The organism is Ectothiorhodospiraceae bacterium 2226 (genome assembly GCA_013348725.1).
Taxonomy (GTDB): domain Bacteria; phylum Pseudomonadota; class Gammaproteobacteria.
This window is the reverse complement of record CP054689.1, coordinates 1-24,131: the sequence shown is the minus strand read 5'-3', so window position 1 is coordinate 24,131 and position 24,131 is coordinate 1. Positions and strand designations below refer to the sequence as shown.

Below are 24,131 nucleotides of genomic sequence, written 5' to 3'. Positions count from 1 at the left end.
TGCCGCGCGCGCGGGCTATTCGACGTCGGATTTGGCGTTGGTTTCCGCTTTGGCTGCGGCTTTGCCCTCACCAATGGGCTGCTCCTTGCCCAAGTGTTCCAGATAGCGCTCGGCGTCCAGCGCGGCCATGCAGCCCGAGCCCGCCGAAGTGATCGCCTGGCGGTACACGTGGTCGGCCACGTCGCCGGCGGCGAACACGCCGGGAATGCTGGTGGAGGTCGCGCCGCCGCTGGTGCCGCTCTTGATGCGGATATACCCGTTGTCCATGTCGAGCTGCCCCGTGAACAGCTCGGTGTTGGGGCGGTGGCCGATGGCGATGAAGATGCCGGTCACCTCGAGTTCCTTGGTGGCCCCGTCGACGGCGCTCTTGAGGCGCATGCCGGTGACCCCGCTGTCGTCACCCAGCACCTCGTCCAGGGTGTGATTCCATTCGATGGACACATTGCCGCTCGCGGCTTTCTCCATCAACTGGTTGCTGAGGATCTTCTCGGAGCGGAAGTGGTCCCGGCGGTGCACCACGGTGACGTGCGCGGCGATGTTGGACAGATACAGCGCCTCCTCGACCGCGGTGTTACCGCCGCCGATCACCGCCACGCGCTGACCCTTATAGAAAAACCCGTCGCAGGTGGCGCAGCCCGAGACGCCGCGCCCCTTGAACTTCTCCTCGGAGGGGAGGCCGAGGTACATGGCCGAGGCGCCGGTGGCGACGATGAGTGCATCGCAGGTGTAGACGCCGGCGTCGCCGGTGAGGCGGAAGGGCCGCTCGGTCAGTTCGGCCTTGTTGATGTGGTCGAACACGATCTCGGTGTTGAAGCGCTCGGCGTGGCGACGCATGCGGTCCATCAGATCGGGGCCTTGCAGGCCCTCGACGTCGCCCGGCCAGTTGTCCACCTCGGTGGTGGTCATCAGCTGCCCGCCCTGTTCCAGGCCGGTCACCAGCACCGGGTTCAGGTTCGCGCGCGCCGCATACACGGCGGCGGTGTAGCCGGCGGGGCCCGAGCCCAGGATCAACAGGCGGCAGTGCTTCGCTTCACTCATCTACAGGCGCTCCAGTTCGGTCTGGGGTTTACCCGGGATGTTATCATTTCTGGCCACACGATTGACGCCCAGAGGAGTTTCGATGCGCATTGGTATCCCCACCGAGCTGAAGATCATGGAGGGGCGCGTCGCGCTGATTCCGGCGGCGGCCGGTGAGTTGGTCAAGCGCGGCCACGAGGTCTATGTCCAGGCCGGCGCGGGGCTGCAAAGCGGCTACAGGGACGCGGATTACAGCGCCCTGGGCGTGCATGTCCTCGACGATGCCGCCGCCGTCTACGGGGCGGGGGAGTTGATCGTCAAGGTGAAGGAGCCCCAGGTCGAGGAGCTGGCGCTGCTGCGCGCCGACCATCTGTTGTTCTCCTATCTCCATCTGGCCGCCGACCCGGCGCTCACCGAGGCCTTGTGCCGGATCGGCCTCACCGCGGTCGCCTTCGAGACCGTGGCGGAAGGCGCGCGCCTGCCGCTGCTGGCGCCCATGAGCGACATCGCGGGGCGGCTCGGCGCCCAGGTCGGCGCGCATCTGTTACACGCGCCGCAGGGCGGCCGCGGTGTATTGCTCGGCGGGCTGCCGGCGGCCGAACGCGGACGGGTGGTGGTGATCGGGGCCGGCGTGGCCGGTGGCAGCGCGGTGCGCGTGGCGGCCGGTCTCGGCGCCGAGGTGGTGGTGTTCGACCTGAACCGCGACCGCCTGGAGGCGATGCGGGCGTTCGGGCCGAACGTCACCGCGCTCTATCCTTACGAGGAGTCCGTGCGCAAGGCCGTGCTGGGCGCCGACCTGGTGATCGGCGCGGTGCTCATTGTCGGGGCGCGCGCGCCGCACGTGCTGGACGCCGAGACGGTACGGCGCATGCAGCCCGGCAGCGTGATCGTGGATATCTCGGTGGATCAGGGCGGGTGCGTGGAGACCACGCGCCCCACCGACTATCGGGCGCCGACCTATGTGTGGGAGGACGTGGTGCACTTCGCGGTGACCAATATGCCGGGGGCGGTGCCGCGCAGCGCCTCGCAGGCGTTGTCGGCCGCACTGATCCCCTATGTCGCGGCGTTGGCGCAGGGGGAATGGCGCGACAATTTCGCGCTGCGGGCAGGCATCAACGTGGCGGATCACAAAGTGGTGCACCCGGCCTTGCTCGACGCCTGAGAACCTCTATAGAATGGTCTGAGCTTTCTATTCTAAGAATCTGAAACAAAAGGACTGTCCAAGACGGTCAAGCATAGGGCTCCCATGTCGCAGGCAAGTCGCAAGAAGAATCCCCCCGTGCCGCTGGCGGCGCACATCCGCCGCGGTCTGCGCGAGGGCGCCCTGTTCGTCTTCGGCTTTACCGCCCTGTACCTCATCCTGGCGCTCGGCACCTATCACCCCGAGGACCCCGGCTGGTCCTACAGCACCAACGCGGAGCGGGTGGCCAACCTCGGCGGACCGGTGGGCGCCTGGTTCGCGGACGTCTTTCTGCACCTGTTCGGCTATATGGCCTTCGTGTTCCCGGTCATCGTGGGCTACGTCGGCTGGGTGCTGTTTGCCGGGCGCAAACGCGACGCCGGTGACGAGCACGAGGGCGCCGGCACCGGCTTTCGCCTGCTCGGCTTCGCGCTGACCCTGGGCGCCGGCAGCGGCCTCGCGGCATTGCACGTCGCGGAGGGGCATTTGGCGCTGCCGCAAGGGGCCGGCGGCATCCTCGGGAGCGTGATCGGCGCGGGCCTGGTGAACACGGTCGACCTGTTGGGCGCGACCCTGTTCCTGCTGGCCTTGTTCCTGACCGGCGTGACCCTGGCCACCGGCATCTCCTGGTTCGGGGTGATGGATCGCACCGGCGCCGCGGCGATCGCCTTCTGGCGCGGCCTGCAGGCGCTGCGCGCGGGCATGCGCGAGCGTCGCCTCGCGCGCCAAGCGCGTCAGACCCGCGAGACGCATGTCGAGGAAGAGAAAAAGAAGCGCGAGAAGCGCCAGCCGCTGCGTATCGAACCGGTGATCAAGGCGACGCCGATCAGTGCGCGCGCCGCGCGTGAGCGTCAGGTGCCGCTGTTCAAGCTGCCGGCCGACAGCGCACTGCCGCCCTTGTCGCTGCTGGATCCGCCGCAGCCGGCCACCCACGCGCTGTCCAAGGAGGCGCTGGAGGCGATCTCGCGCCAAGTCGAGATCAAGCTCAAGGACTTCAACATCGAAGTGGAGGTGGTGGCGGCGCATCCGGGGCCGGTCATCACGCGCTTCGAAATGCAGCCCGCGCCGGGGGTGAAGGTCAGCCAGATCAGTAACCTCGCCAAGGACCTCGCGCGCGCCCTGTCGGTGGTCAGCGTGCGCATCGTCGAGGTCATCCCGGGCAAGTCCACCGTGGGCCTGGAGATCCCCAACGAGCACCGCGAGACGGTGTCGCTGGTCGAGACGCTGCAGTCGCGCGAGTACGCCGACGCCTCCTCGGCGCTCACCCTGGCGCTCGGCAAGGACATCGCCGGGCGACCGGTGGTGGCGGACCTCGGCAAGATGCCGCATCTGCTGGTGGCCGGTACCACCGGTTCCGGTAAGTCGGTCGGCATCAACGCGATGATCCTCAGCCTGCTGTTCAACGCCACGCCCCAGCAGGTGCGCCTGATCATGATCGACCCCAAGATGCTGGAACTGTCGGTCTACCAGGGCATCCCGCACCTGCTCGCGCCGGTGGTCACCGACATGAAGGAGGCCGCCAACGCGCTGCGCTGGTGCGTGGCGGAGATGGAGCGCCGCTACCGGCTGATGTCCTCGGTGGGAGTGCGCAACCTCGCGGGCTTCAACCGCAAGGTGAAGGACGCGCAGGACGCCGGCAAGCCGCTGGTGAACCCGTTCGCGCCGCCGCCCGGCGAGGACGAGGAACCGGAGACGCTGGAGCCGCTGCCGTACATCGTGGTGGTGATCGACGAGTTCGCCGACATGATGATGATCGTCGGCAAGAAGGTCGAGGAGCTGATTGCGCGCCTCGCGCAGAAGGCGCGCGCGGCCGGCGTGCACCTCATCCTCGCCACGCAGCGGCCGTCGGTGGACGTCATCACCGGCCTGATCAAGGCGAACATTCCGACCCGCATCTCGTTCCAGGTGTCCTCGCGGGTGGACTCGCGCACCATCCTCGACCAGAACGGGGCGGAGCACCTGCTCGGCCACGGCGACATGCTCTACCTGCCGGCGGGCACAGGCCTGCCGCAGCGCGTGCACGGCGCGTTCGTCGCGGACCAGGAGGTGCACCGCGTCGCCGATCACCTCAAGGAGCACGGCGAACCGGATTACCTGGACGAGATCCTGCAGGGCGGCGAGAGCGACGGTGGCGGCAACTTCCCGGGCGATATGGCGTCTGATGAAGAGGCCGATCCGCTATACGATCAGGCGGTGCGGATGGTCACCGAGACCCGCCGGGCCTCCATCTCGGCCGTGCAGCGCCGCTTGAAGATCGGCTACAACCGCGCGGCGCGCATGGTCGAGGTCATGGAGCAACAGGGCGTCGTGGGTCCGTTGCAGTCCAACGGCAGCCGCGAGGTGCTGGCACCGCCGCCACCCCCCATCGACTGAGGTGTGTATGAAGAGATTTCCGCTGGGCACCGCGCTCTGGGCGGGTTTGTTGGGCCTGCTCGCGAGCCTGCCGGTGGCCGCCGGCGAGGCGCGCCTGGATGCCTTCTTCGACGGCCTGCAGAGCGTGCACGCCGAGTTCAAACAGACCGTGCTCGGCCCGCAGGGGCGGGTGCTCGATCAAAGCTGGGGCACCATGGCGGTACAGCAGCCCGGGCTTTTCCGCCTCGATTACCACCGCCCCCACGAGCAGCAGTACGTGGGTGACGGCCAGCGCCTGTGGGCCTACGACCAGGACCTGGAACAGGTCACCGTGCGCGAACAGGAGTCCGGCCTGGATGACACGCCGGCCCTGCTGCTCGCCCAACCCGAAGCGGTGCGCGACACCTTTTCGGTGCACGCGATCGGCGCCCGTGACGGCAGCGAGTGGGTTGAGTTGCGCCCGCGCCGCGGGGAGGGCGGATTCGAGTTCGTGCGCCTGGGCTTTCGCGGCGACACGCTGCACATCATGGAGTTGAAGGACAACTTCGGCCAGACCACCCGCCTCGAGTTCTCCCAGTTGCAGCGCAACCCGCGCCTGGACCGCGCCTTGTTCCAGTTCGAGCCGCCGCCCGGCGTCGACGTGGTCGGCGACCCGGGCAGCTAAGGCCTTCCATGGATGCCTACCGCCCGCTCGCGGACCGCATGCGGCCGGCGGACCTCGCCGAGTACGTCGGCCAGCCGCACGTGCTCGCCCCCGGTCGGCCCCTGCGCGAGGCGCTCGAATCGGGGCACCTGCATTCCTTCGTGTTGTGGGGCCCGCCCGGCACCGGTAAGACCACGCTCGCGCGCTTGGTCGCGCAGCGGGTGGAGGCGGATTTCCTGAGTCTCTCGGCGGTGCTGGCCGGGGTGAAGGACATCCGCGCCGCGGTGGAGTCCGCCGAGCGCCTGCGCAACCTGGAAGGACGCGCCACCGTGTTGTTCGTGGACGAGGTGCACCGCTTCAACAAGGCCCAGCAAGACGCTTTCCTGCCGTTCGTGGAGAACGGCACCGTGACCTTCATCGGCGCCACCACCGAGAATCCGTCCTTCGAGCTCAACAGCGCGTTGCTCTCGCGCGCCCGCGTCTATGTGCTGAAGCGCCTGGATGAGGGCGACCTGGAGGCCCTGCTCGAGCGGGCGTTGGCGGACCCCGAGCGCGGTCTCGGCGCCCTGGATGTCAATTGCGAGGCGGAGCAGCGGGCGCGCTTGGCACGCGCCGCCGACGGCGACGCCCGGCGCGCGCTCAACCTGCTCGAGCTGGCCGCCGACCTCGCCAGCGCCGAGCCTGGCCGCCGCATCGACGAGACGGTGGTCGATGCCGTGCTCACCGATACCCTGCGCCGCTTCGACAAAGGGGGCGACCTTTTCTACGACCAGATCTCCGCACTGCACAAGGCGGTGCGCGGCTCCGCGCCGGATGCCGCCCTGTACTGGCTGGCGCGCATGCTCGACGGCGGCTGCGACGCGCTGTACATCGCCCGCCGCGTGGTGCGCATGGCCAGCGAGGACATCGGCAATGCCGATCCGCGCGCGCTGCAACTCGCGCTACAGGCCTGGGACGTGCAGGAGCGGCTCGGCAGCCCCGAAGGCGAACTCGCCATCGCGCAGGCGGTGGTCTACCTCGCTTGTGCAGCCAAAAGTAACGCTGTGTACAATGCCTTCGGCGCGGCGCGGGCCGATGCGCGCTCCGGCGGCTCGCTGGACGTGCCCATGCATCTGCGTAACGCGCCCACCAAGCTAATGAAGAACCTCGGGCACGGCAGTGGCTATCGCTACGCGCACGACGAACCCGAGGGCTATGCGGCCGGCGAGACCTATTTCCCGCCGGAGCTGGGGGAGCGGAGCTATTACCAGCCTGTCGATCGGGGTCTCGAGCAGCGCATCGCCGAGAAGCTGCGCCATTTGCGCGCGCTCGACCGGCAGTGGCGGGCGACCCATAAGGCGCGCAAGCCCGACTGAAGGGCCGGGCGCATGACGCTGGTGGCGATTGCCCTGGGCGGCGCGCTCGGCTCGGTGTTGCGCTACGGCTTGGCGCTACAAGTGCACCAGTGGCTCGGCCGCGGCTTCCCCTACGGCACCCTGGCCGTCAATGTGTCGGGTTGTCTCGCCATCGGTCTGTTGTACGTGCTGCTGACCGAGCGCTACGCGGTCGCCCCCGAATGGCGCGCCGCGTTGTTGATCGGGGTGCTCGGCGGTTTCACCACCTTTTCGACCTTTTCCCTCGAGACGCTGGCCCTCGTGGACGGCCGCGAGTACGGTAAGGCCTTGGCCAATATCATGCTGAGCCTCGTCCTGTGCTTGTTGGCTACCTGGCTCGGGCTCGCGTTGGGGAGGCGGCTGTGAACGGACGGCAAGCGGTGCGCGTCGCAAGGCTCTATCTGTCGGAGAGGGAGGGGCAGGTCGACGCCCTGACTGCGTCGCTGCGCGAGGCGGGCCTGCGCGGCGTGACCGTGCTGCGCGGCATCGCCGGCTTCGGTGAGCATGGCGTGCTGTCGGCCCGGCTGCTCGACCTGTCGCTGGACCTGCCGGTGGTGGTGGAGTTCTTCGACGCTCCCGAGAAGGTCGACGCCGCGCTGGCGGCGGTTGCCGATCGCGTCCCGCCCGGCCATCTTGTGGTCTGGGACGCGTCCACCAACCTTTGACAGGCGCTCGCGCGCCCACATCTGAACCGCGAACTGAAGGGAGACCATGCTCGACCCACGCCTGATACGCAACGACCTCGATGCCGTCGCCGCCGCCCTTGCGCGCCGGGGCGTGCACCTCGACCGCGAGCGGCTGAATGCCTTGGAAGTGCAGCGTAAGGACCTGCAAGTGCGTATGCAGGAGCTGCAGAACACGCGTAATACGCGCTCCAAGGCGATCGGGCAGGCCAAGGCCAAAGGGGAGGACGTCGCGCCGCTGTTGGCCGAAGTGGCCGATCTTGGTGAGCGTCTGAAGGCGGCCGAGGGCGAATTTCACGCCGTGCAAGGTGAACTCGACGGGCTGTTGCTCGAGCTGCCCAACGTGCCGCATGAGTCGGTGCCCGATGGCGCGGACGAGACGCACAATGTCGAGGTGCGCCGCTGGGGCACGCCGGCGGAGTACGACTTCGAGGTGCGCGATCACGTCGCGCTGGGCGAGGCGCTCGGCCAGCTCGATTTCGCCACCGCCAGCAAGATCGCCGGGGCGCGCTTCAGTGTGATGTCGGGCGGGCTCGCGCGCCTGCATCGGGCGCTGATCCAGTTCATGCTCGACCTGCACACGCGCGAACACGGCTATACCGAGCTGTACGTGCCGTATCTGGTCAACAGCGCGAGCCTGGTCGGTACCGGTCAGTTGCCCAAGTTCGAGGAGGACCTGTTCGCCACCGGCGGCGGCTATTACCTGATCCCCACCGCCGAGGTGCCGGTCACCAACACCGCGCGCGACACGATCCTCGAGGCCGACACGCTGCCGCGCCGCTATGTGGCGCACACGCCCTGCTTTCGCAGCGAGGCGGGCAGCCATGGCAAGGACACCCGCGGCATGATCCGTCAGCACCAGTTCGAGAAGGTGGAGCTGGTGCAGATGGTGCGCCCGGAGGAGTCCTACGCGGCGCTGGAGGCGCTGACCGGCCACGCCGAGGCGGTGCTGCAGCGCCTGGAGCTACCGTATCGGGTGGTCGCCCTCTGCACCGGTGACATGGGTTTCGCCGCCGCCAAGACCTACGACATCGAGGTGTGGCTGCCGGGCCAGCAGGCCTACCGGGAGATCTCCTCGTGCAGCAACTTCGAGGACTTTCAGGCGCGGCGCATGCAGGCCCGTTGGCGTAACCCCGAGACCCGCAAGCCCGAACTGCTGCATACCCTGAACGGCTCGGGGCTGGCGGTCGGGCGTACCTTGGTCGCGCTGATGGAGAACGGCCAGCAGGGCGATGGGCGCATTCGCATTCCCGAGGCGCTGCGCCCTTACGTCGACGGACTGGACTACCTCGGCTAAGCGGCGCGCCGGACCACGCAAGGCGCACCGTCGAAACGAAAATCCCCCGCCGAAGCGGGGGATTTTCTTTTTTTCCCGAGCCTGCCCGGAGGCAGATGCGGCGCTTAGTCGTTGTTGAACGCGCCGAGCAAGTGCAGCAGGCTGGTGAAGAGGTTGTAGATGGACACGAACAGCGTAATCGTGGCCATGATGTAGTTGGTCTCGCCGCCGTTCACGATCTGGCTGGTCTGCCATAGGATCAGACCGGACATCAGCAGCACGAACATGGCGGAGACAGCCAGCGACAGGCCGGGCATCTGGAAGAAGTATGCCGCCAGACCGGCCAGGAAGGCGACCAGGATGCCCACCATCAGGAAGCCGCCCATGAAGCTGAAGTCCTTGCGCGTGCTGAGCGCGTAGCCCGACAGCCCCAGGAAGATCGCGGCGGTGCCGCCCATGGCCAGCATCACGATCTGATCGCCGTTCGGCAGCGCGAGGTATGCGCTGATGATCGGGCCGAGGGTGTAGCCCATGAAGCCCGTCAAGGCGAACACGAACAGCAGACCCAAGCCGCTGTCGCGGAACTTGGTGGTCAGGAACAGCAGACCGAAGAAGCCCACCAGAGTGATGACCAAGCCCGGATGCGGGAGCCCCAACGCCATGGAGACGCCGGCCATGAATGCCGCGAACAGCAAGGTCATGGACAGGAGCGTGTAGGTGTTGCGGATCAGTTTGTTGGTCGCTTCGGTGCCGAGCACACCGCCGCGGGCAACCATCTGCGGATTCGGATTCATCGTTGAGCCTACCTCGTACGTTGGCTGTAAGTTGTTCTTTACGCGGACTTTGACCGGGCGCAGCGCGCTTGGTTCCCTAGCATACCCTAAGGCCGTTGAATATCAAGACGGTGGCCTCGCGCACTGCTTTTTCCGACGCCCCTGGGGTATTCTACGGCCTCACTCGGGAGGGTTGGCCGAGCGGTTGAAGGCACTGGTCTTGAAAACCAGCAGGGGCGAAAGCCCCTCCAGGGTTCGAATCCCTGACCCTCCGCCACTGCACCGCGGAGGCGCGGCACAGGCGGCACAGGGATGTGCCGCCGTGATCGACGGCTGCAAGCCGTTGATCACGAAGCGAAGCGAAAACCACGCTTTTCGCTGAGCGTGGTCTGAGCCATCCAGGATGGATGGATTCAGACCCTATAACAGCGCCGCCGTGATCGACGGCTGCAAGCCGTTGATCACGAAGCGAAGCGAAAACCACGCTTTTCGCGCACCGTGGTCTGAGCCATCCAGGATGGATGGATTCAGACCTACCCGCGGCACAGGGATGTGCCGCCGCGATCGACGGCTGCAAGCCGTTGAGCACGAAGCGAAGCGAAAACCACGCTTTTCGCGCAGCGTGGTCTGAGCCATCCAGGATGGATGGATTCAGACCTACCCGCGGCACAGGGATGTGCCGCCGTGATCGGCGGCTGCAAGCCGTTGAGCACGAAGCGAAGCGAAAACCACGCTTTTCGCGCAGCGTGGTCTGAGCCATCCAGGATGGATGGATTCAGACCTACCCGCGGCACAGGGATGTGCCGCCGTGATCGACGGCTGCAAGCCGTTGAGCACGAAGCGAAGCGAAAACCACGCTTTTCGCTGAGCGTGGTCTGAGCCATCCAGGATGGATGGATTCAGACCCTATAACAGCGCCGCCGTGATCGGCGGCTGCCAAGCCGTTGATCACGAAGCGAAGCGAAAACCACGCTTTTCGCGCAGCGTGGTCTGAGCCATCCCGGATGGATGGATTCAGACCTAGGTTCATACAGAAGCGCACGGCGCGCGCCCCGCGTGGCAGCGACCCGAAGGCATCGAGACGCGGATGGCACGAAGAAGAACGCAGCAGTTTCAACTCGATTTCGCCTCCGGCGTCACCTTGCTCGCGGGCGTGGACGAGGTCGGGCGCGGCCCGCTCGCGGGCCCGGTGGTCGCCGCCGCCGTCATCCTGCCCGATCGCCCGCGCATCCGCGGGTTGACCGACTCCAAGTTACTGAGCGCCGAGCAGCGTGAGGCGCTGGCGGTGAAGATCCGCGCGCGCGCGCTGGCCTGCGCGCTGGGGCGCGCCGAGGTGGAGGAGATCGACCACCTGAACATCTTCCATGCGTCCCTGCTGGCCATGCGCCGCGCAGTGGAGGCGCTCGCGACGGTGCCCGAGTACGCCGTGGTGGACGGTAACCGCTGCCCCGAGCACCTGCCGTGTCCCTCCGAGGCGGTGGTGCAGGGCGATCTGCGCGTGCCCTGCATCAGCGCCGCCTCCATCCTCGCCAAAGTCGCGCGCGATGCCGAAATGGCCGCGCTGGATGCGGCTTATCCAGGCTACGGTTTTGCCCAGCACAAGGGCTATGCCACTGCCATGCACCTCGAGGCGCTGCGGGCGCTGGGCCCCTGCGCCATCCACCGGCGCTCCTTCGCGCCGGTGCGCGCGGCCCTCGGTTTGGACGTGGTCGGTGCCACCGCGCCGGTGGCCATGGCGTCTGAAGAAGGGGCGGTCCCGTGAGCGAACCCCGTTCCGTGCCCGGTTTCGTTCATCTGCACCTGCACACCGAGTATTCCTTGGTGGACGGCCTGGTGCGGATCAAACCGCTGGCCAAGGCCGTGGCGGCGGCGGGCATGCCGGCGGTGGCGGTGACCGACCAGAGCAATCTGTTCGCCATGGTGAAGTTCTATCGGGCGGCAATGGCGGCCGGCGTGAAGCCGATCATCGGCGTGGATCTATGGGTGCACAACCCGGACAAGCCGGCGCAGCCGAGCCGCGTGGTGTTGCTCTGTAAGGACGGCACGGGTTATCGCAACCTGACCGAGTTGGTGTCGCGCAGCTACACCGAGGGCCAGCATCGCGGTCTGCCCATGGTGGAGAAGGCGTGGTTCGCGGGTGCCACCGACGGGCTCATCGCGCTCTCCGGCGGGCGCGAGGGCGACATCGGGCTGGCCTTGCGCGCCGGCAATCGCGAGCGCGCGGTCGAACTGTTGCGCGAGTGGCAGGCGCTGTTTCCGAACCTCGGCGACTTCTACCTCGAGTTGCAACGCACGGGGCGCGAGGGCGAGGAGATCTACCTCCACGGCGCCGTCGCGCTGGCCGCCGAGCATGGGCTGCCGGTGGTCGCCACCAACGACGTGCACTTCCTGCGCGAGGAGGAGTTCGAGGCGCACGAGACGCGGGTGTGCATCCACGACAGCCGCACGCTGGATGATCCGCGCCGCCCCAAGCGCCACAGCCCGCAGCAGTACCTGCGCTCCCCCGAGGAGATGCAGGCCCTGTTCGCCGACATCCCCGAGGCGCTGGAGAACACGGTCCACATCGCCGCGCGCTGCAACCTCGAACTGACGCTGGGCAAGAACTTCCTGCCGGACTTCCCTGTGCCGGCGGGGATGACCATGGACGAGTTCTTCTGTCAGGAGGCGCGCGCGGGGCTCGAGAAGCGATTAGCGGTGATCCTGGACGGGCGCCCGGATGCGGCCGAGGCACGCCAGGCCTACGAGGCGCGCCTGGAGATCGAACTCGGGGTCATCCTCAAGATGGGTTTCCCCGGCTACTTCCTGATCGTGGCGGACTTCATCCAGTGGGCCAAGCGCAACGGCGTGCCGGTGGGGCCGGGGCGCGGCTCCGGCGCGGGCTCGCTGGTGGCCTACGCGCTTACCATCACCGACCTCGACCCGCTGCAGTACGAGCTGCTGTTCGAGCGCTTCCTGAACCCCGAGCGCGTGTCCATGCCCGACTTCGACGTCGACTTCTGCATGGAAGGGCGCGACCGGGTGATCGAGTACGTGGCCGAGCGCTACGGGCGCGACAAGGTGTCGCAGATCATCACCTACGGTTCGATGGCCGCCAAGGCCGTGGTGCGCGACGTGGGCCGCGTGCTCGGCCATCCCTACGGTTTCGTGGACCAGATCGCCAAGCTCATTCCGTTCGAGATCGGTATGACGCTGGACAAGGCCCTGGAGCAGGAGGAGGCGCTGCGCGAGCGCTACGAGCAGGACGAGGAGGTGCGCGCGCTGATCGACATGGCGCGTCAGCTCGAGGGCCTCGCGCGCAACGCCGGCAAACACGCCGGCGGCGTGGTGATCGCGCCGTCGAAGCTTACCGACTTCACGCCGCTGTACTGCGAGCATGGCGCGCCCGGCGTGCTCACCCAGTTCGACAAGGACGACGTGGAAGCGGTCGGCCTGGTCAAATTCGACTTCCTGGGTCTGCGCACCCTGACCATCATCGACTGGGCGCTGCAGACCGTGAACGCCGTGCGCGCCGAGAAGGGCGAGGGGCCGCTCGACATCGAGCGCATCCCGCTGGATGACAAGGACGCCTTCGACCTCTTGAAACGCTGCGCCACCACCGCGGTGTTCCAGCTCGAATCGCGCGGCATGAAGGACCTCATCAAGCGCCTGCAGCCTGACTGTTTCGAGGACATCATCGCGCTGGTGGCGCTGTTTCGCCCTGGTCCGCTGCAGTCGGGCATGGTGGACGACTTCATCAACCGCAAGCATGGGCGCGCCAAGGTCGAGTACCCGCACCCGGAACTCGAGCCGATCCTGAAGCCCACCTACGGCATCATCCTGTACCAGGAGCAGGTGATGCAGATCGCGCAGGTGCTGGCCGGCTACACGTTGGGCGGCGCCGACCTGTTGCGCCGCGCCATGGGCAAGAAGAAGCCCGAGGAGATGGCCAAGCAGCGCGAGATCTTCATGCAGGGCGCGACGCAGCGCGGCGTGGAGGCGGGCACCGCCACCTACATCTTCGACTTGATGGAGAAGTTCGCCGGCTACGGCTTCAACAAGTCGCACTCCGCCGCCTACGCGCTGGTGTCCTACCAGACCGCCTGGCTGAAAGCGCACTATCCGGCGGCCTTCATGGCCGCGGTGCTGTCCGCCGACATGGACAACACCGACAAGGTGGTGACCCTGATCGACGAGTGCAGCACCATGGCACTGGAGGTGCTGCCGCCGGACGTCAACACCTGCATGCACCGCTTTACCGTCACCCCCGAGGGTGCGATTCGCTATGGCCTCGGCGCGGTGAAGGGCGTCGGCGCCGGCGCCATCGAGGGCATCGTGCAGGGGCGCGCCGAGGATGCTTATCGCGACCTGTTCGACTTCTGCCGCCGGGTGGACATCAAGCGTCTGAACCGCCGCGCCATCGAGGCCTTGATCCGCGCGGGGGCGCTGGATGCGCAGGGGCCGAACCGCGCCACGCTGATCGGCGCCCTGGATGAGGCGCTGCTCGCGGCCGATCAGCACTTGCGCGATCTGGAGGCGGGGCAGAACGACCTGTTCGGCGGCGCCGCCAAGCCCGAGCGCGCGCACCAGTATCGCGTACTGCCCGAGTGGTCGGACGAGGAGCGCCTCGCGGGCGAGAAGGAGACCCTGGGGCTGTACCTCACCGGGCACCCCATCGAGCGCTACGAGGCGGAACTCGCCAGCATCGTGAGCTGCCGCATCGCCGACCTCAAGCCGACCCGCGACCAGAGCCTGACCGTGGCGGGGCTGGTGATCGCGGTGCGTACCATGAACAACCGGCGCGGCGACCGCATGGCGTTCATCACCCTGGACGACCGCAGCGGTCGGGTAGAACTCGCTTTGTATTCCGAAGTTTATGAAGAATACCGCAACCTAATTGTGAAGGACGGCTTGGTGGTCGTGGAGGGGGAAGTCAGCGTCGATGAGTACTCCGGCGGCTTCCGCGTGCGCGGCCGGCGACTGTACGACATCGATCAGGCCCGCGCCGCCCTGGCCCGTCGTCTGCTACTGTGCGTGCGCCCGGCGGCGCCCGCGGCGGCGCGCGCCGCCGGCAGCGACGTGACCCAGCCGGCGCCCGCCGACTTGCCGCGCACGCTCGCCGAGGCCTTGGCACCGTTTCGCGATGGCCCCTGTCCGGTGGTGCTGCGCTACCGCAACGAGGCGGCCGAGGCACTGCTCGCGCTCGGTCCCGACTGGCGGGTGCAACCGGCCGATGCGCTGCTCGCACGGCTGCGCGAGCTGCCCGGCGTGGACGACGTGCAGGTTGACTACGGCGCCCGCGGGCGCTGAGCTGCCGGTACCGCGCGCCCGCGCCAGACGCTACAATGACCCGCTTATAACAATCGTGATTGACAATGAACCTGAATTTTCTTGAATTTGAACAGCCCATCGCCGAGCTCGAGGCCAAGATTCGTGAGCTGCGCTACGTCAGCGACGACAACGACCTCAACATCAGCGAAGAGATCGCGCGCCTGCAGGCGAAGAGCCGCGAGCTGACCAAGTCCATCTTCGCCTCGCTGACGCCCTGGCAGGTCGCGCAAATGGCGCGACATCCGCAGCGGCCCTATATGCTCGATTACGTCGAGAGGATCTTCACCGAGTTCGAGGAGCTGCACGGCGACCGCAGCTTCAGCGACGACCCGGCCATCGTCGGCGGCGTGGCGCGCCTCGAGGGGCGCCCGGTGATGCTGATCGGCCAGCAGAAGGGGCGCGACACCAAGGAGAAGGTGCGGCGCAATTTCGGCATGCCGCGCCCCGAGGGCTACCGCAAGGCGCTGCGCCTGATGCAGATGGCCGAGCGCTTCAAGCTGCCCATCTTCACCTTCATCGACACCCCGGGCGCCTTCCCCGGCCTGGACGCCGAGGAGCGCGGCCAGAGCGAGGCAATCGCCCGCAACCTGTTCGTCATGGCCGGCCTGCGCACGCCGATCATCGCCACCGTGGTGGGCGAGGGCGGCTCTGGCGGCGCGCTCGCCATCGGCGTGGGCGACCGTGTGCTGATGCTGCAGTACAGCACCTATTCGGTCATCTCCCCGGAGGGCTGCGCTTCCATTCTGTGGAAGAGCGCGGAGAAGGCCTCCGAGGCCGCCGAGGTCATGGGCATCACCTCCGAACGGCTCATGGAGCTGGGCCTGATCGACGAGGTGGTGGACGAGCCCCTGGGCGGCGCTCACCGCGACGTCAACAGCATGGCGCAGCGGCTGAAAGAGTCCTTTTTGGCAAACCTCGCGCAACTCGAGGACCTGAGTCTCGATCAGCTCATGGCGCAGCGTTACGAGCGCCTGATGAGCTACGGCAACGTCGCCGAGGGTTAAGAGGGCGGAGGGCGCGATGCCGATGCCGCCCCCGTCCGATCCCTCGCCTACCGTGTCCACCGGGCTGCTCGCCGGCCTGCGGGCGGTCCCCGACGCCAGCCGTTACTGGGTCGCCTACAGCGGCGGCCTCGATTCCACCGTACTTCTGCACGCCGCGCGCGCGCTCCTCGGCGAGCGCGTCGCGGCGCTGCATGTGCACCACGGACTGCAGGCCGCGGCCGACCAGTGGGCCGAACGCTGTCGTGCGACGGCCGCGGCGTGGGGGATCGACTGCCGCGTGCGGGAGGTCGATGCCCGTGCCGCGCCCGGCGAGAGCCCGGAGGCCGCCGCGCGCCGCGCGCGCTACGCCGCCTTGCGCGCGGCGGTCGGTCACGGGGAGTGCGTGCTGCTCGCCCACCATCAGGAGGATCAGGCCGAGACGGTGCTGTTGCAGCTGCTGCGCGGCGGCGGCGCGCGCGGACTGGCGGCCATGCCGGCCGAGGCACCGTTCGGCGCGGGTCGGCTCGCGCGCCCTTGGCTCGGCCAGCCGCGGGCGGCACTCGAGGCCTATGCCGCCGAGCACGCACTGTCCTGGATCGACGACCCCAGCAACCGCGATCTGCGCTACGACCGCAACTACCTGCGTCACGAGATCATGCCGCGCCTGGGCGCGCGCTGGCCCGCGGCGGCCGCGTCACTGGCGCGTTCGGCGCGCCATGCGGCGCAGGCGGCGGAACTGGCCGACGCCCTCGCCGCGATCGATCTGGCCACGGTGGCGGAGGGCGCCGCGCTGCGCATCCCGGCGCTGCAGGCGCTCACCCCCGCGCGGCGCGACAACGCCCTGCGTCATTGGCTGCGCACGCGCGGGCTCGCCCTGCCGGACCCGGTGCACTTGGCCCGGGTGGTGAACGAGGTGCTGGGCGCCGCGCCCGATCGCGCGCCCTATGTGCACTGGGGGCAGGTGGAGGTGCGTCGCTTTCGTGACCGCCTGTACGCCACGCCGTCGCTGCCGCCGCATCAGCCCACCTGGCGGGTCGCCTGGGATCTGCGTGCGCCGCTGGAGCTGCCCGGCGGCGGGCGTCTGACGGTACAGACGGTGCGCGGCGCCGGGCTGCGCGTGGGCGCGCTGGAGGCGGGCGTCACGGTCGGCTTCCGGCGCGGCGGCGAGGCCTGCGCGCTACCGGGCCGCGCCGGTACCCGCCCGGTGAAGAAGTTGCTGCAGGAGGCGGGGCTGCCGCCGTGGGTGCGCGAGCGCCTGCCGCTGGTGTGGGTGGACGAGCGCCTCGCGCAGGTGGGCGATCGCTGGCGCTGCGCGCCCTGGGCCGTCGCCGATGGCGAACCGGGTCTCGAAATCCGCTGGGAAGCGCCGCCGGCGCTGCGGCCATTTCTGCCTGCCGATTGAAACCCACCGGCAAAAAGCCGAAAATAGCTCGGCTTTCCTCGCCGCGCCCGCGCTCAGCGCATCCTGCAGCACAACGAAACGGTACTCCATGACGAAGTACATCTTTATCACCGGCGGTGTCGTCTCGTCCCTGGGCAAGGGCATCGCATCGGCCTCCCTGGCGGCAATCCTGGAGGCCCGCGGGCTGAAGGTCACGCTGCTCAAGCTCGATCCCTACATCAACGTCGATCCCGGCACCATGAGTCCCTTCCAGCACGGCGAGGTGTTCGTCACCGAGGACGGCGCCGAGACCGACCTGGACCTCGGGCACTACGAGCGCTTCGTGCGCACCACCATGACCCGGCGCAACAACTTCACCACCGGGCGCATCTACGAGAACGTGATTCAGAAGGAGCGCCGCGGCGACTACCTCGGCGGCACCGTGCAGGTCATCCCGCACATCACCGACGAGATCAAGCGCTGCATCCGTGCCGGCGCAGGTGACGCCGACGTCGCCATGGTCGAGATCGGCGGCACGGTGGGCGACATCGAGTCGCTGCCGTTTCTGGAGGCCATCCGCCAGATGGGCGTGGAGCTCGGCCACCGCGACGCGCTGTTCATGCACCTCACGCTGCTGCCCTACATCCCCACCGCCGGCGAGCTCAAGACCAAGCCGACGCAGCACTCGGTGAAGGAGCTGCGTTCCATCGGTATCCAGCCCGACATCCTGCTGTGCCGCTCCGACCGCCCGCTGCCGGCGGACGAGAAGCGCAAGATCGCGCTGTTCACCAACGTGGAGGAGCGCGCGGTCATCTCCGCGGTGGACGTGAAGAGCATTTACACCATCCCCCTCGGGCTGTACGAGCAGGGCCTCGATGAGATCGTGGTCGACAAGCTGCGCCTCGCCGCGGGGGAGGCGGATCTCTCCGAGTGGAAGGCCTTCGTGCACGCCCTGGAGCACCCCGAGGGCGAGGCCACGGTGGCCATGGTCGGCAAGTACGTGAACCTCACCGAGGCCTACAAGTCGCTGTCCGAATCCTTGATGCACGCCAGCGCGCGCACGCGCACCCGCGTCAACATCGTGTACGTCGACTCGGAGGCCATCGAGCGCCACGGAACGAGCTGCCTGGACGGGATGGACGCCATCCTGGTGCCGGGCGGCTTCGGCGAGCGCGGCGTGGAAGGCAAGATCGCCGCGGCACGCTACGCGCGCGAGCAGGGGATCCCATATCTCGGCATCTGCCTTGGCATGCAGGTCGCGGTGATCGAGTTCGCGCGTCACATGGCGGGCCTGGAGGGGGCGCACAGCACCGAGTTCGACCGCGATACCCCGCACCCGGTGATCGCACTCATCACCGAATGGATGAGCGCCGACGGCCAGCGCGAGGTGCGCAGCGAACAGAGCGACAAGGGCGGCACCATGCGCCTCGGCGGGCAGCCGTGTCACCTCGCGTCCGATTCACGTGCCCGCGCGCTGTATGGCAAGGACGTGATCGTGGAGCGCCATCGCCACCGCTACGAGTTCAACAACGCCTACCGCGATCGCCTGCAACAGGCGGGTCTCCAGATCGTCGGCGAATCGCACGACGGCACGCTGGTGGAGGTGGTGGAACTCGCCGACCACCCGTGGTACGTCGCCTGCCAGTTTCACCCCGAGTTCACTTCCACGCCGCGCGACGGCCACCCGCTGTTCGAGGGTTTCGTACGCGCGGCGCGCGCTCGCCGCGACGCAGGCGATGACGCGAACGCGACGCACGCGGATGCCTCGCGCGCGCCGTCCGCTTAACGACTAGGAGCGCCCATGCAGCTTTGCGGTTTCGAGGTCGGCCTGGACCGACCGTTCTTCCTGATCGCCGGCCCGTGCGTGATCGAGAGCGAGCAACTCGCGCTCGACACCGCCGGCGAACTCAAGGAGATCGCGGCGCGCGTCGGCGTGCCGTTCATCTACAAGTCCTCCTTCGACAAGGCCAACCGCACCTCCACCAGCAGCTATCGCGGTCCCGGCATGGAAGAGGGGCTGCGTATCCTGGAGACCGTGCGCGCGCAGCTCAAGGTGCCCGTGCTGACCGACGTGCACGAGGACACGCCGCTCGACGAGGTGGCCGCGGTGGTGGACGTGCTGCAGACGCCGGCGTTTCTGTGTCGCCAGACCAACTTCATCCAGAACGTCGCGCGTCAGGGCAAGCCGGTGAACATCAAGAAGGGCCAGTTCCTGGCGCCGTGGGACATGAGCAACGTGGTGGACAAGGCCCGCGCCACCGGCAACGAGCAGCTCATGGTCTGCGAGCGCGGCGTGTCGTTTGGCTACAATACGCTGATCTCGGACATGCGCGGCCTGGCCGTGATGCGCGAGACCGGCTGCCCGGTAGTATTCGACGCCACCCACTCGGTGCAGCAGCCGGGCGGCCGCGGCGCCAGTTCCGGCGGCCAGCGCGAGTTCGTGCCGGTGTTGGCCCGCGCGGCGGTCGCCGCCGGCATCGCCGGCCTGTTCATGGAGACGCATCCGCGTCCCGACGAGGCACTGAGCGACGGCCCCAACGCCTGGCCGCTGGGGCGTATGGAACGCCTGTTGGGCGTGCTGCGCGAGTTGGACGCGGCGGTGAAGGCCCGCCCCTTCGACGAGCTGGAACTGTAGCCTCCGCCCGACCTTTCGCTCTGGTGGCCTGTTTTGAATCGCCCAGTTGTTTTGGATAGCCCAGTCGTTAAACAAGCTTGGAGTAGGACGTTGGAAAACGCACAAATAACGGACGTACGCGCGCGCGAGATCCTCGATTCGCGCGGTTTCCCTACCGTCGAGGCCGACGTGATTCTGGAGTCGGGCGCCATCGGGCGCGCGGCCGTGCCGTCGGGCGCCTCCACCGGCACGCGCGAGGCGATCGAGTTGCGCGACGGGGATGCCACGCGTTACGGCGGTAAGGGTGTGCGCAAGGCGGTGGAGAACGTCAACGACGCCATTCGCCGCGCGCTGATCGGCAAGGAGGCCACCGCCCAGGCGGATATCGACAACACCATGATCGAGCTGGACGGCACCGAGAACAAAGGGCGCCTGGGCGCCAATGCCATCCTGGCGGTGTCGCTGGCAGTGGCCAAGGCGGCCGCCAAGCAGGCCGAGGTGCCGCTGTTCCGTTACCTCGGCGGCAAGGGCCCGTTCCGTATGCCGGTGCCGATGATGAACATCATCAACGGCGGCGCGCACGCCGACAACAGCGTCGATCTGCAGGAATTCATGATCTTGCCGGTCGGGGCGCCCAGCCTCACCGAGGCCGTGCGTTACGGGGCCGAGGTGTTCCATGCCCTGAAGAAGGTGCTGAGCGAGCAGGGCTTGAGCACCGCCGTCGGCGACGAGGGCGGCTTTGCGCCGAACCTGTCGTCCAACGAGGCGGCGCTCGAGGTCATCATGCAGGCCATCGAGCGCGCCGGCTATCGCCCGGGCGAGGACATCTACATCGGCCTGGACGCGGCCAGCTCCGAGTTCTACCAGGACGGCCGTTACGTGCTCGGCTCGGAAGGGCGCAGCATGGAGGCGGGCGAGTTCGTCGACTACCTCGCCGCGTGGGTGGACAAGTACCCGATCATCAGCATCGAAGACGGCATGGCCGAGGACGACTGGGCCGGCTGGAAGCTGCTCACCGAGCGCCTCGGCCAGCGCGTGCAGCTGGTGGGCGACGACCTGTTCGTGACCAACACCGAGATCCTCAAGCAGGGCATCGACCGCAGCATCGCCAACTCCATCCTCATCAAGGTGAACCAGATCGGCACGCTGAGCGAGACGCTGGCGGCGATCGAGATGGCGCGTGCCGCGGGCTACACCGCAGTGATCTCGCACCGCTCGGGCGAGACCGAGGACACCACCATCGCCGACCTGGCGGTGGCCACCGGCGCCGGCCAGATCAAGACCGGTTCGCTGTCGCGCTCCGACCGCGTGGCCAAGTACAACCGTCTGATGCGTATCGAGGAGTTGCTCAAGGACAAGGCGACCTACCCGGGCAACCAGGCGTTCTACAACCTGGCGCGCCCGTGACCGCTCGCGGCGTGCGTGGCGGGCCTGTGCGTGCCGCCACGCACGCCGCGGTCAGGGCTGGGGTAGGCTAGGGACATGAAGCCGATCGTCGCAACGCTCGCGGTTTTGCTGCTGCTGCTCCAATACACGTTGTGGGCGGGGCAGGGCGGGCTGCGCGACGTGTGGCACTACAAGCAGCAGATCGCCGAGCAGCAGGAGGAGAACCGTGTGCTCTCGGAGCGCAACCGTGCGCTGGAGGCCGAGGTGCTGGACCTCAAGCAAGGCCTGGAGGCGCTGGAGGAGCGGGCGCGCAGCGAGCTCGGCATGGTGAAGGAGGGCGAGACCTTCTTTCAGGTGATAGGCGAGTGAACGACACACCCCTGTGGGCAGTAGTCCCCGCGGCCGGCAGCGGCGCGCGCATGGGCACATCCATCCCCAAGCAGTACCTTCCCCTGCACGGCAAGACGGTCATCGAACACACCGTGGAGCGGCTGCTCGCGCACCCGCGCGTGGCCGGTGTGGTGCTGGCGCTGGCGGCCGACGATGGGCACTGGGCCGCCCTGCAGCGCGTATTCGACAAGCCGGTATGGCTGGTGGCGGGCGGCGCCGAACGCAGTGACTCGGTGCGCAACGCCCTGATGCTCCTCGGCGAGCAGGCGAGCGCGTCGTCGTGGGTATTGGTACACGACGCGGCGCGTCCCTGCCTGCGCGCGCAGGACATCGACCGCCTGATCGACGCCGCCGCCGACCACGCCGTGGGCGCTCTGCTCGGGGTGCGGGTGAACGACACGGTCAAGCGCAGCGATGCGCGCGGCAGCGTGACCGCCACGGTCAGCCGCGAGGGGCTGTGGCGCGCCCTTACCCCGCAGATGTTTCGCCTGGGTGCGCTGCGCGAGGCCTTGGAGGCCGCGCAGCGCGCGGGCGAGCCGATCACCGACGAGGCCGGCGCCATGGAGCGCCTGGGCTTGCAGCCGCTCATGGTTGAAGGTCACGCCGACAACATCAAGATCACCCGCCCGCAGGACCTCGCGCTCGCCGCGCTGTTCCTGCGCCAACAGCAGGAGCAGGAGGCATGAGGATCGGGCACGGCTACGACGCGCACCGCTTCGGTGCGGCGCGCGCCTTGATTCTGGGCGGGGTGGAGGTGCCGCATACCGAGGGCCTGCTGGCGCATTCCGACGGCGACGTGGTCATCCACGCGCTGTGCGATGCGCTGCTCGGCGCCGCGGGCCTCGGCGACATCGGCCGCCACTTCCCGGACACCAGTGCCGAGTTCAAGGACGTCGACAGCCGGGTATTGCTGCGCCGCGTGGTGGCGAGCCTGGCCGAGGCCGGCTGGCAGGTGGGCAACATCGACCTCACGGTGGTCGCCCAGGTGCCGAAGCTCGCGCCGCACATCGCCGCCATGCGGCGTCTGCTGGCGGCGGACCTGCAGGTCGCCGAGAGCCAAGTCAACGTGAAGGCCACCACCACCGAGGGCATGGGTTACATCGGCCGGCGCGAGGGTATCGCGACGCACGCCGTGGCCCTCATCCTGCCACGTGGCTGAGCTCGCGGCGCGTCTCGCCGGCCCGTTCCCTCCCGATCCCTACGCCTACGGCGGGCCGCGCGTGCGTGGGCGCGTGCGCGCGCGTCCGGAGCACTTTCAGGTCGACGAGGAGCCACTCGAGCCGCCGCTGGGCGAGGGACAGCACCTGTGGGTGCAGGTGCGCAAGCGCGGCGCGAACACCGAGTGGGTCGCGCGCCAACTGGCGCAGGCCGCCGGCGTACCCCCGCTGGACGTCGGCTACGCCGGGCTCAAGGACCGCCACGCGGTTACCACGCAGTGGTTCAGCATCGATCTCGCCGGCCGCGATCCCGACCCCGCCGGGCTGGCAGGCGAGGACTACGAAGTGCTCGCGGTGGGCCGCCATCCGCGCAAGCTGCGTCGCGGGGAGCTCGCGGGCAACCGCTTCACCCTGCAGCTCACCGATCTCGCGGGCGATCTGGATGCGCTCGAGACGCTGCTGCCGGTACTCGGTGAGCAGGGCGTCCCCAACTACTTCGGTCCGCAGCGCTTCGGCCGCGGCGGCGACAACCTGCGCCGCGCGGCGCTGATGCTGGCGGGGGAGTTGCGCCCGCCGCGCCACCAGCGGGGACTGTATCTCTCGGCGGCACGCTCGTTTCTGTTCAACCAAGTGCTGGGCGCGCGCGTCGCCGCGGACACTTGGCGCACCGCGCTGGCCGGGGAGGCGCCGTTCTACGGCGGCCAGGGCTACCGACGCGGGCCGAGCGGACCGCTGTGGGGGCGTGGGCGCAGCCCGGTGTTCGGGGCCGCCGCGCAGGTGGAGCGGGATGCCCTTGCGCCGTACGCGGCGCTCTGCGAGGCGCTGGAGCATGTGGGGCTCAAGCAGGAGCGCCGCGCACTCGCCTTGCCCGTGGCGGACCTGGCCTGGCAGCGCACGGAGGAGGGGTGGCAGCTGAGCTTCTGGCTGCCGGCCGGCGCTTATGCGACCAGCGTGCTCAGGGAGTTGGTCGAGTTGGTGGACCAGCCAGCGGCCGAGGACACCTCCGCCGCTTAGGGCAGGCGCGCGAGGCAATCCAATGTGGCGCGGAACGCTCTAGCGGCGCGTCAGCCCGACTTGGGCCGCCGCAACAGCACGTACACCGCGCCGGTACCGCCGTCCACCGGCTGGGCCGAGGCAAACGCGAGCACGTCGTCCCACTGGCGCAGCCAACCGTTCACCTTCACCTTCAGCACCGGCTGCTTGCCGCGCGAGCCGTGTCCCTTGCCGTGGATGACGCGCACGCAGCGCGCGCCTTGCGCCCGGCAATCGAACAGGAACGCCGCAAGCTCCGCGCGCGCCACCGGCACCGTCATGCCGTGCAGATCGAGCTCGCCCTGCACCACGTAGTGCCCGCGGCGCAGCCGGCGCATCACCGTCTGCTGGATACCGGGGCGCTGAAACAGCAGCTCTTCGCCGGTCTCGACCTCGGCAAGGTCGTACTCGTCCGAAAGCAGGTCGCGCAACACCTGCTGCTCGTCGGCCTCGAGCTGCCGCGGGCGCGGCGGCACCGACGTGGCGGGCGGCGGCACGCGGTCGTGGCGCAGCGGGATCACGTCCGCCACCGCGGCACGAAACAGCGCGCGTTCGTCCTCGTTGATGGAATCGTCGTCCGTCAT

Annotated in this window: 21 protein-coding genes and 1 tRNA gene; 19 read left to right on the top strand and 3 right to left on the bottom strand. The window is 68.4% G+C overall.

Annotated elements, in window-relative coordinates; all coding sequences use genetic code 11:
- Window positions 1–15: 15 nt before the first annotated feature.
- Window positions 16–1,038, bottom strand: a complete 1,023-nt coding sequence (trxB, locus tag HUS23_00110; protein QKT02359.1) for a thioredoxin-disulfide reductase — start codon at window positions 1,036–1,038, stop codon at window positions 16–18.
- Window positions 1,039–1,120: 82 nt separating this feature from the next.
- On the opposite strand from trxB, the gene ald reads away from it, so the two are divergent.
- The 7 genes from ald (at window position 1,121) to serS (ending at window position 8,545) form a co-directional block, all read left to right on the top strand.
- Window positions 1,121–2,179, top strand: a complete 1,059-nt coding sequence (gene ald / locus HUS23_00105) for an alanine dehydrogenase (protein QKT02358.1) — start codon at window positions 1,121–1,123, stop codon at window positions 2,177–2,179.
- Window positions 2,180–2,263: 84 nt separating this feature from the next.
- The gene (locus tag HUS23_00100) at window positions 2,264–4,570 is read left to right on the top strand and encodes a DNA translocase FtsK 4TM domain-containing protein (protein ID QKT02357.1); all 2,307 of its coding nucleotides are present in this window, start codon (window positions 2,264–2,266) and stop codon (window positions 4,568–4,570) included.
- 7 nt (window positions 4,571–4,577) lie between these two features.
- Window positions 4,578–5,213: an outer membrane lipoprotein chaperone LolA gene (gene lolA, locus HUS23_00095; GenBank protein QKT02356.1), complete on the top strand. Its 636-nt coding sequence runs from the start codon at window positions 4,578–4,580 to the stop codon at window positions 5,211–5,213.
- Window positions 5,214–5,221: 8 nt separating this feature from the next.
- On the top strand, window positions 5,222–6,547 hold the full coding sequence (locus HUS23_00090; protein QKT02355.1) for a replication-associated recombination protein A: 1,326 nt from the start codon (window positions 5,222–5,224) through the stop codon (window positions 6,545–6,547).
- Between the two features lie 12 nt (window positions 6,548–6,559).
- A complete protein-coding gene (crcB, locus tag HUS23_00085) occupies window positions 6,560–6,931 on the top strand; it encodes a fluoride efflux transporter CrcB (protein ID QKT02354.1) in 372 nt (123 codons plus the stop codon).
- Window positions 6,928–7,230 (top strand): DUF190 domain-containing protein, encoded by a 303-nt coding sequence (locus HUS23_00080; protein QKT02353.1) that lies wholly within the window; start codon window positions 6,928–6,930, stop codon window positions 7,228–7,230. The genes crcB and HUS23_00080 overlap by 4 nt, the downstream gene beginning before the upstream one ends.
- 46 nt (window positions 7,231–7,276) lie before the next feature.
- Window positions 7,277–8,545, top strand: a complete 1,269-nt coding sequence (gene serS, locus HUS23_00075; protein ID QKT02352.1) for a serine--tRNA ligase — start codon at window positions 7,277–7,279, stop codon at window positions 8,543–8,545.
- 104 nt (window positions 8,546–8,649) lie between these two features.
- On the opposite strand, the gene HUS23_00070 is transcribed toward serS, so the two are convergent.
- Complete coding sequence (locus tag HUS23_00070; protein ID QKT04899.1) at window positions 8,650–9,300, bottom strand: Bax inhibitor-1/YccA family protein; 651 nt, start codon at window positions 9,298–9,300, stop codon at window positions 8,650–8,652.
- Between the two features lie 184 nt (window positions 9,301–9,484).
- On the opposite strand from HUS23_00070, the gene HUS23_00065 reads away from it, so the two are divergent.
- The 12 genes from HUS23_00065 (at window position 9,485) to HUS23_00010 (ending at window position 23,529) form a co-directional block, all read left to right on the top strand.
- Window positions 9,485–9,574: transfer RNA gene (locus HUS23_00065), tRNA-Ser, on the top strand.
- An 810-nt stretch (window positions 9,575–10,384) separates the two neighbouring features.
- Complete coding sequence (gene rnhB, locus HUS23_00060; protein QKT02351.1) at window positions 10,385–11,059, top strand: ribonuclease HII; 675 nt, start codon at window positions 10,385–10,387, stop codon at window positions 11,057–11,059.
- A gap of 14 nt (window positions 11,060–11,073) precedes the next feature.
- Window positions 11,074–14,583, top strand: coding sequence for a DNA polymerase III subunit alpha (gene dnaE, locus HUS23_00055; GenBank protein ID QKT04898.1), 3,510 nt, complete (start codon window positions 11,074–11,076; stop codon window positions 14,581–14,583).
- 65 nt (window positions 14,584–14,648) lie between these two features.
- Window positions 14,649–15,608, top strand: a complete 960-nt coding sequence (gene accA, locus HUS23_00050; protein ID QKT02350.1) for an acetyl-CoA carboxylase carboxyl transferase subunit alpha — start codon at window positions 14,649–14,651, stop codon at window positions 15,606–15,608.
- Window positions 15,609–15,630: 22 nt separating this feature from the next.
- Entirely contained in the window at window positions 15,631–16,989 is a 1,359-nt protein-coding gene (tilS, locus tag HUS23_00045; GenBank protein QKT04897.1) for a tRNA lysidine(34) synthetase TilS, read from the top strand.
- Window positions 16,990–17,077: 88 nt separating this feature from the next.
- The gene (locus HUS23_00040; protein ID QKT02349.1) at window positions 17,078–18,754 is read left to right on the top strand and encodes a CTP synthase; all 1,677 of its coding nucleotides are present in this window, start codon (window positions 17,078–17,080) and stop codon (window positions 18,752–18,754) included.
- Between the two features lie 15 nt (window positions 18,755–18,769).
- Window positions 18,770–19,603, top strand: a complete 834-nt coding sequence (gene kdsA, locus HUS23_00035) for a 3-deoxy-8-phosphooctulonate synthase (protein ID QKT02348.1) — start codon at window positions 18,770–18,772, stop codon at window positions 19,601–19,603.
- Between the two features lie 105 nt (window positions 19,604–19,708).
- On the top strand, window positions 19,709–20,989 hold the full coding sequence (eno, locus tag HUS23_00030; protein ID QKT04896.1) for a phosphopyruvate hydratase: 1,281 nt from the start codon (window positions 19,709–19,711) through the stop codon (window positions 20,987–20,989).
- A gap of 75 nt (window positions 20,990–21,064) precedes the next feature.
- Window positions 21,065–21,337: a cell division protein FtsB gene (ftsB, locus tag HUS23_00025; GenBank protein ID QKT02347.1), complete on the top strand. Its 273-nt coding sequence runs from the start codon at window positions 21,065–21,067 to the stop codon at window positions 21,335–21,337.
- Entirely contained in the window at window positions 21,334–22,044 is a 711-nt protein-coding gene (gene ispD / locus HUS23_00020) for a 2-C-methyl-D-erythritol 4-phosphate cytidylyltransferase (protein ID QKT02346.1), read from the top strand. Before ftsB ends, ispD begins: the two co-directional genes overlap by 4 nt.
- Window positions 22,041–22,517, top strand: a complete 477-nt coding sequence (gene ispF, locus HUS23_00015; GenBank protein ID QKT02345.1) for a 2-C-methyl-D-erythritol 2,4-cyclodiphosphate synthase — start codon at window positions 22,041–22,043, stop codon at window positions 22,515–22,517. Before ispD ends, ispF begins: the two co-directional genes overlap by 4 nt.
- Window positions 22,510–23,529, top strand: coding sequence for a tRNA pseudouridine(13) synthase TruD (locus HUS23_00010; GenBank protein QKT02344.1), 1,020 nt, complete (start codon window positions 22,510–22,512; stop codon window positions 23,527–23,529). Before ispF ends, HUS23_00010 begins: the two co-directional genes overlap by 8 nt.
- A 50-nt stretch (window positions 23,530–23,579) precedes the next feature.
- Here the strand turns inward: HUS23_00010 and HUS23_00005 are convergent, their stop codons facing one another.
- On the bottom strand, window positions 23,580–24,131 hold the full coding sequence (locus tag HUS23_00005; GenBank protein ID QKT02343.1) for a Smr/MutS family protein: 552 nt from the start codon (window positions 24,129–24,131) through the stop codon (window positions 23,580–23,582).

What these genes read in the sequence shown, in the direction of transcription:
- trxB (QKT02359.1), bottom strand. Translation starts at nt 1,038, where the DNA reads ATGAGTGAAGCGAAGCACTGCCGCCTGTTGATCCTGGGCTCGGGCCCC.
- ald (QKT02358.1), top strand. Translation starts at nt 1,121, where the DNA reads ATGCGCATTGGTATCCCCACCGAGCTGAAGATCATGGAGGGGCGCGTC.
- HUS23_00100 (QKT02357.1), top strand. Translation starts at nt 2,264, where the DNA reads ATGTCGCAGGCAAGTCGCAAGAAGAATCCCCCCGTGCCGCTGGCGGCG.
- lolA (QKT02356.1), top strand. Translation starts at nt 4,578, where the DNA reads ATGAAGAGATTTCCGCTGGGCACCGCGCTCTGGGCGGGTTTGTTGGGC.
- HUS23_00090 (QKT02355.1), top strand. Translation starts at nt 5,222, where the DNA reads ATGGATGCCTACCGCCCGCTCGCGGACCGCATGCGGCCGGCGGACCTC.
- crcB (QKT02354.1), top strand. Translation starts at nt 6,560, where the DNA reads ATGACGCTGGTGGCGATTGCCCTGGGCGGCGCGCTCGGCTCGGTGTTG.
- serS (QKT02352.1), top strand. Translation starts at nt 7,277, where the DNA reads ATGCTCGACCCACGCCTGATACGCAACGACCTCGATGCCGTCGCCGCC.
- HUS23_00070 (QKT04899.1), bottom strand. Translation starts at nt 9,300, where the DNA reads ATGGTTGCCCGCGGCGGTGTGCTCGGCACCGAAGCGACCAACAAACTG.
- rnhB (QKT02351.1), top strand. Translation starts at nt 10,385, where the DNA reads ATGGCACGAAGAAGAACGCAGCAGTTTCAACTCGATTTCGCCTCCGGC.
- accA (QKT02350.1), top strand. Translation starts at nt 14,649, where the DNA reads ATGAACCTGAATTTTCTTGAATTTGAACAGCCCATCGCCGAGCTCGAG.
- tilS (QKT04897.1), top strand. Translation starts at nt 15,631, where the DNA reads ATGCCGCCCCCGTCCGATCCCTCGCCTACCGTGTCCACCGGGCTGCTC.
- HUS23_00040 (QKT02349.1), top strand. Translation starts at nt 17,078, where the DNA reads ATGACGAAGTACATCTTTATCACCGGCGGTGTCGTCTCGTCCCTGGGC.
- kdsA (QKT02348.1), top strand. Translation starts at nt 18,770, where the DNA reads ATGCAGCTTTGCGGTTTCGAGGTCGGCCTGGACCGACCGTTCTTCCTG.
- ftsB (QKT02347.1), top strand. Translation starts at nt 21,065, where the DNA reads ATGAAGCCGATCGTCGCAACGCTCGCGGTTTTGCTGCTGCTGCTCCAA.
- ispF (QKT02345.1), top strand. Translation starts at nt 22,041, where the DNA reads ATGAGGATCGGGCACGGCTACGACGCGCACCGCTTCGGTGCGGCGCGC.
- HUS23_00005 (QKT02343.1), bottom strand. Translation starts at nt 24,131, where the DNA reads ATGACGGACGACGATTCCATCAACGAGGACGAACGCGCGCTGTTTCGT.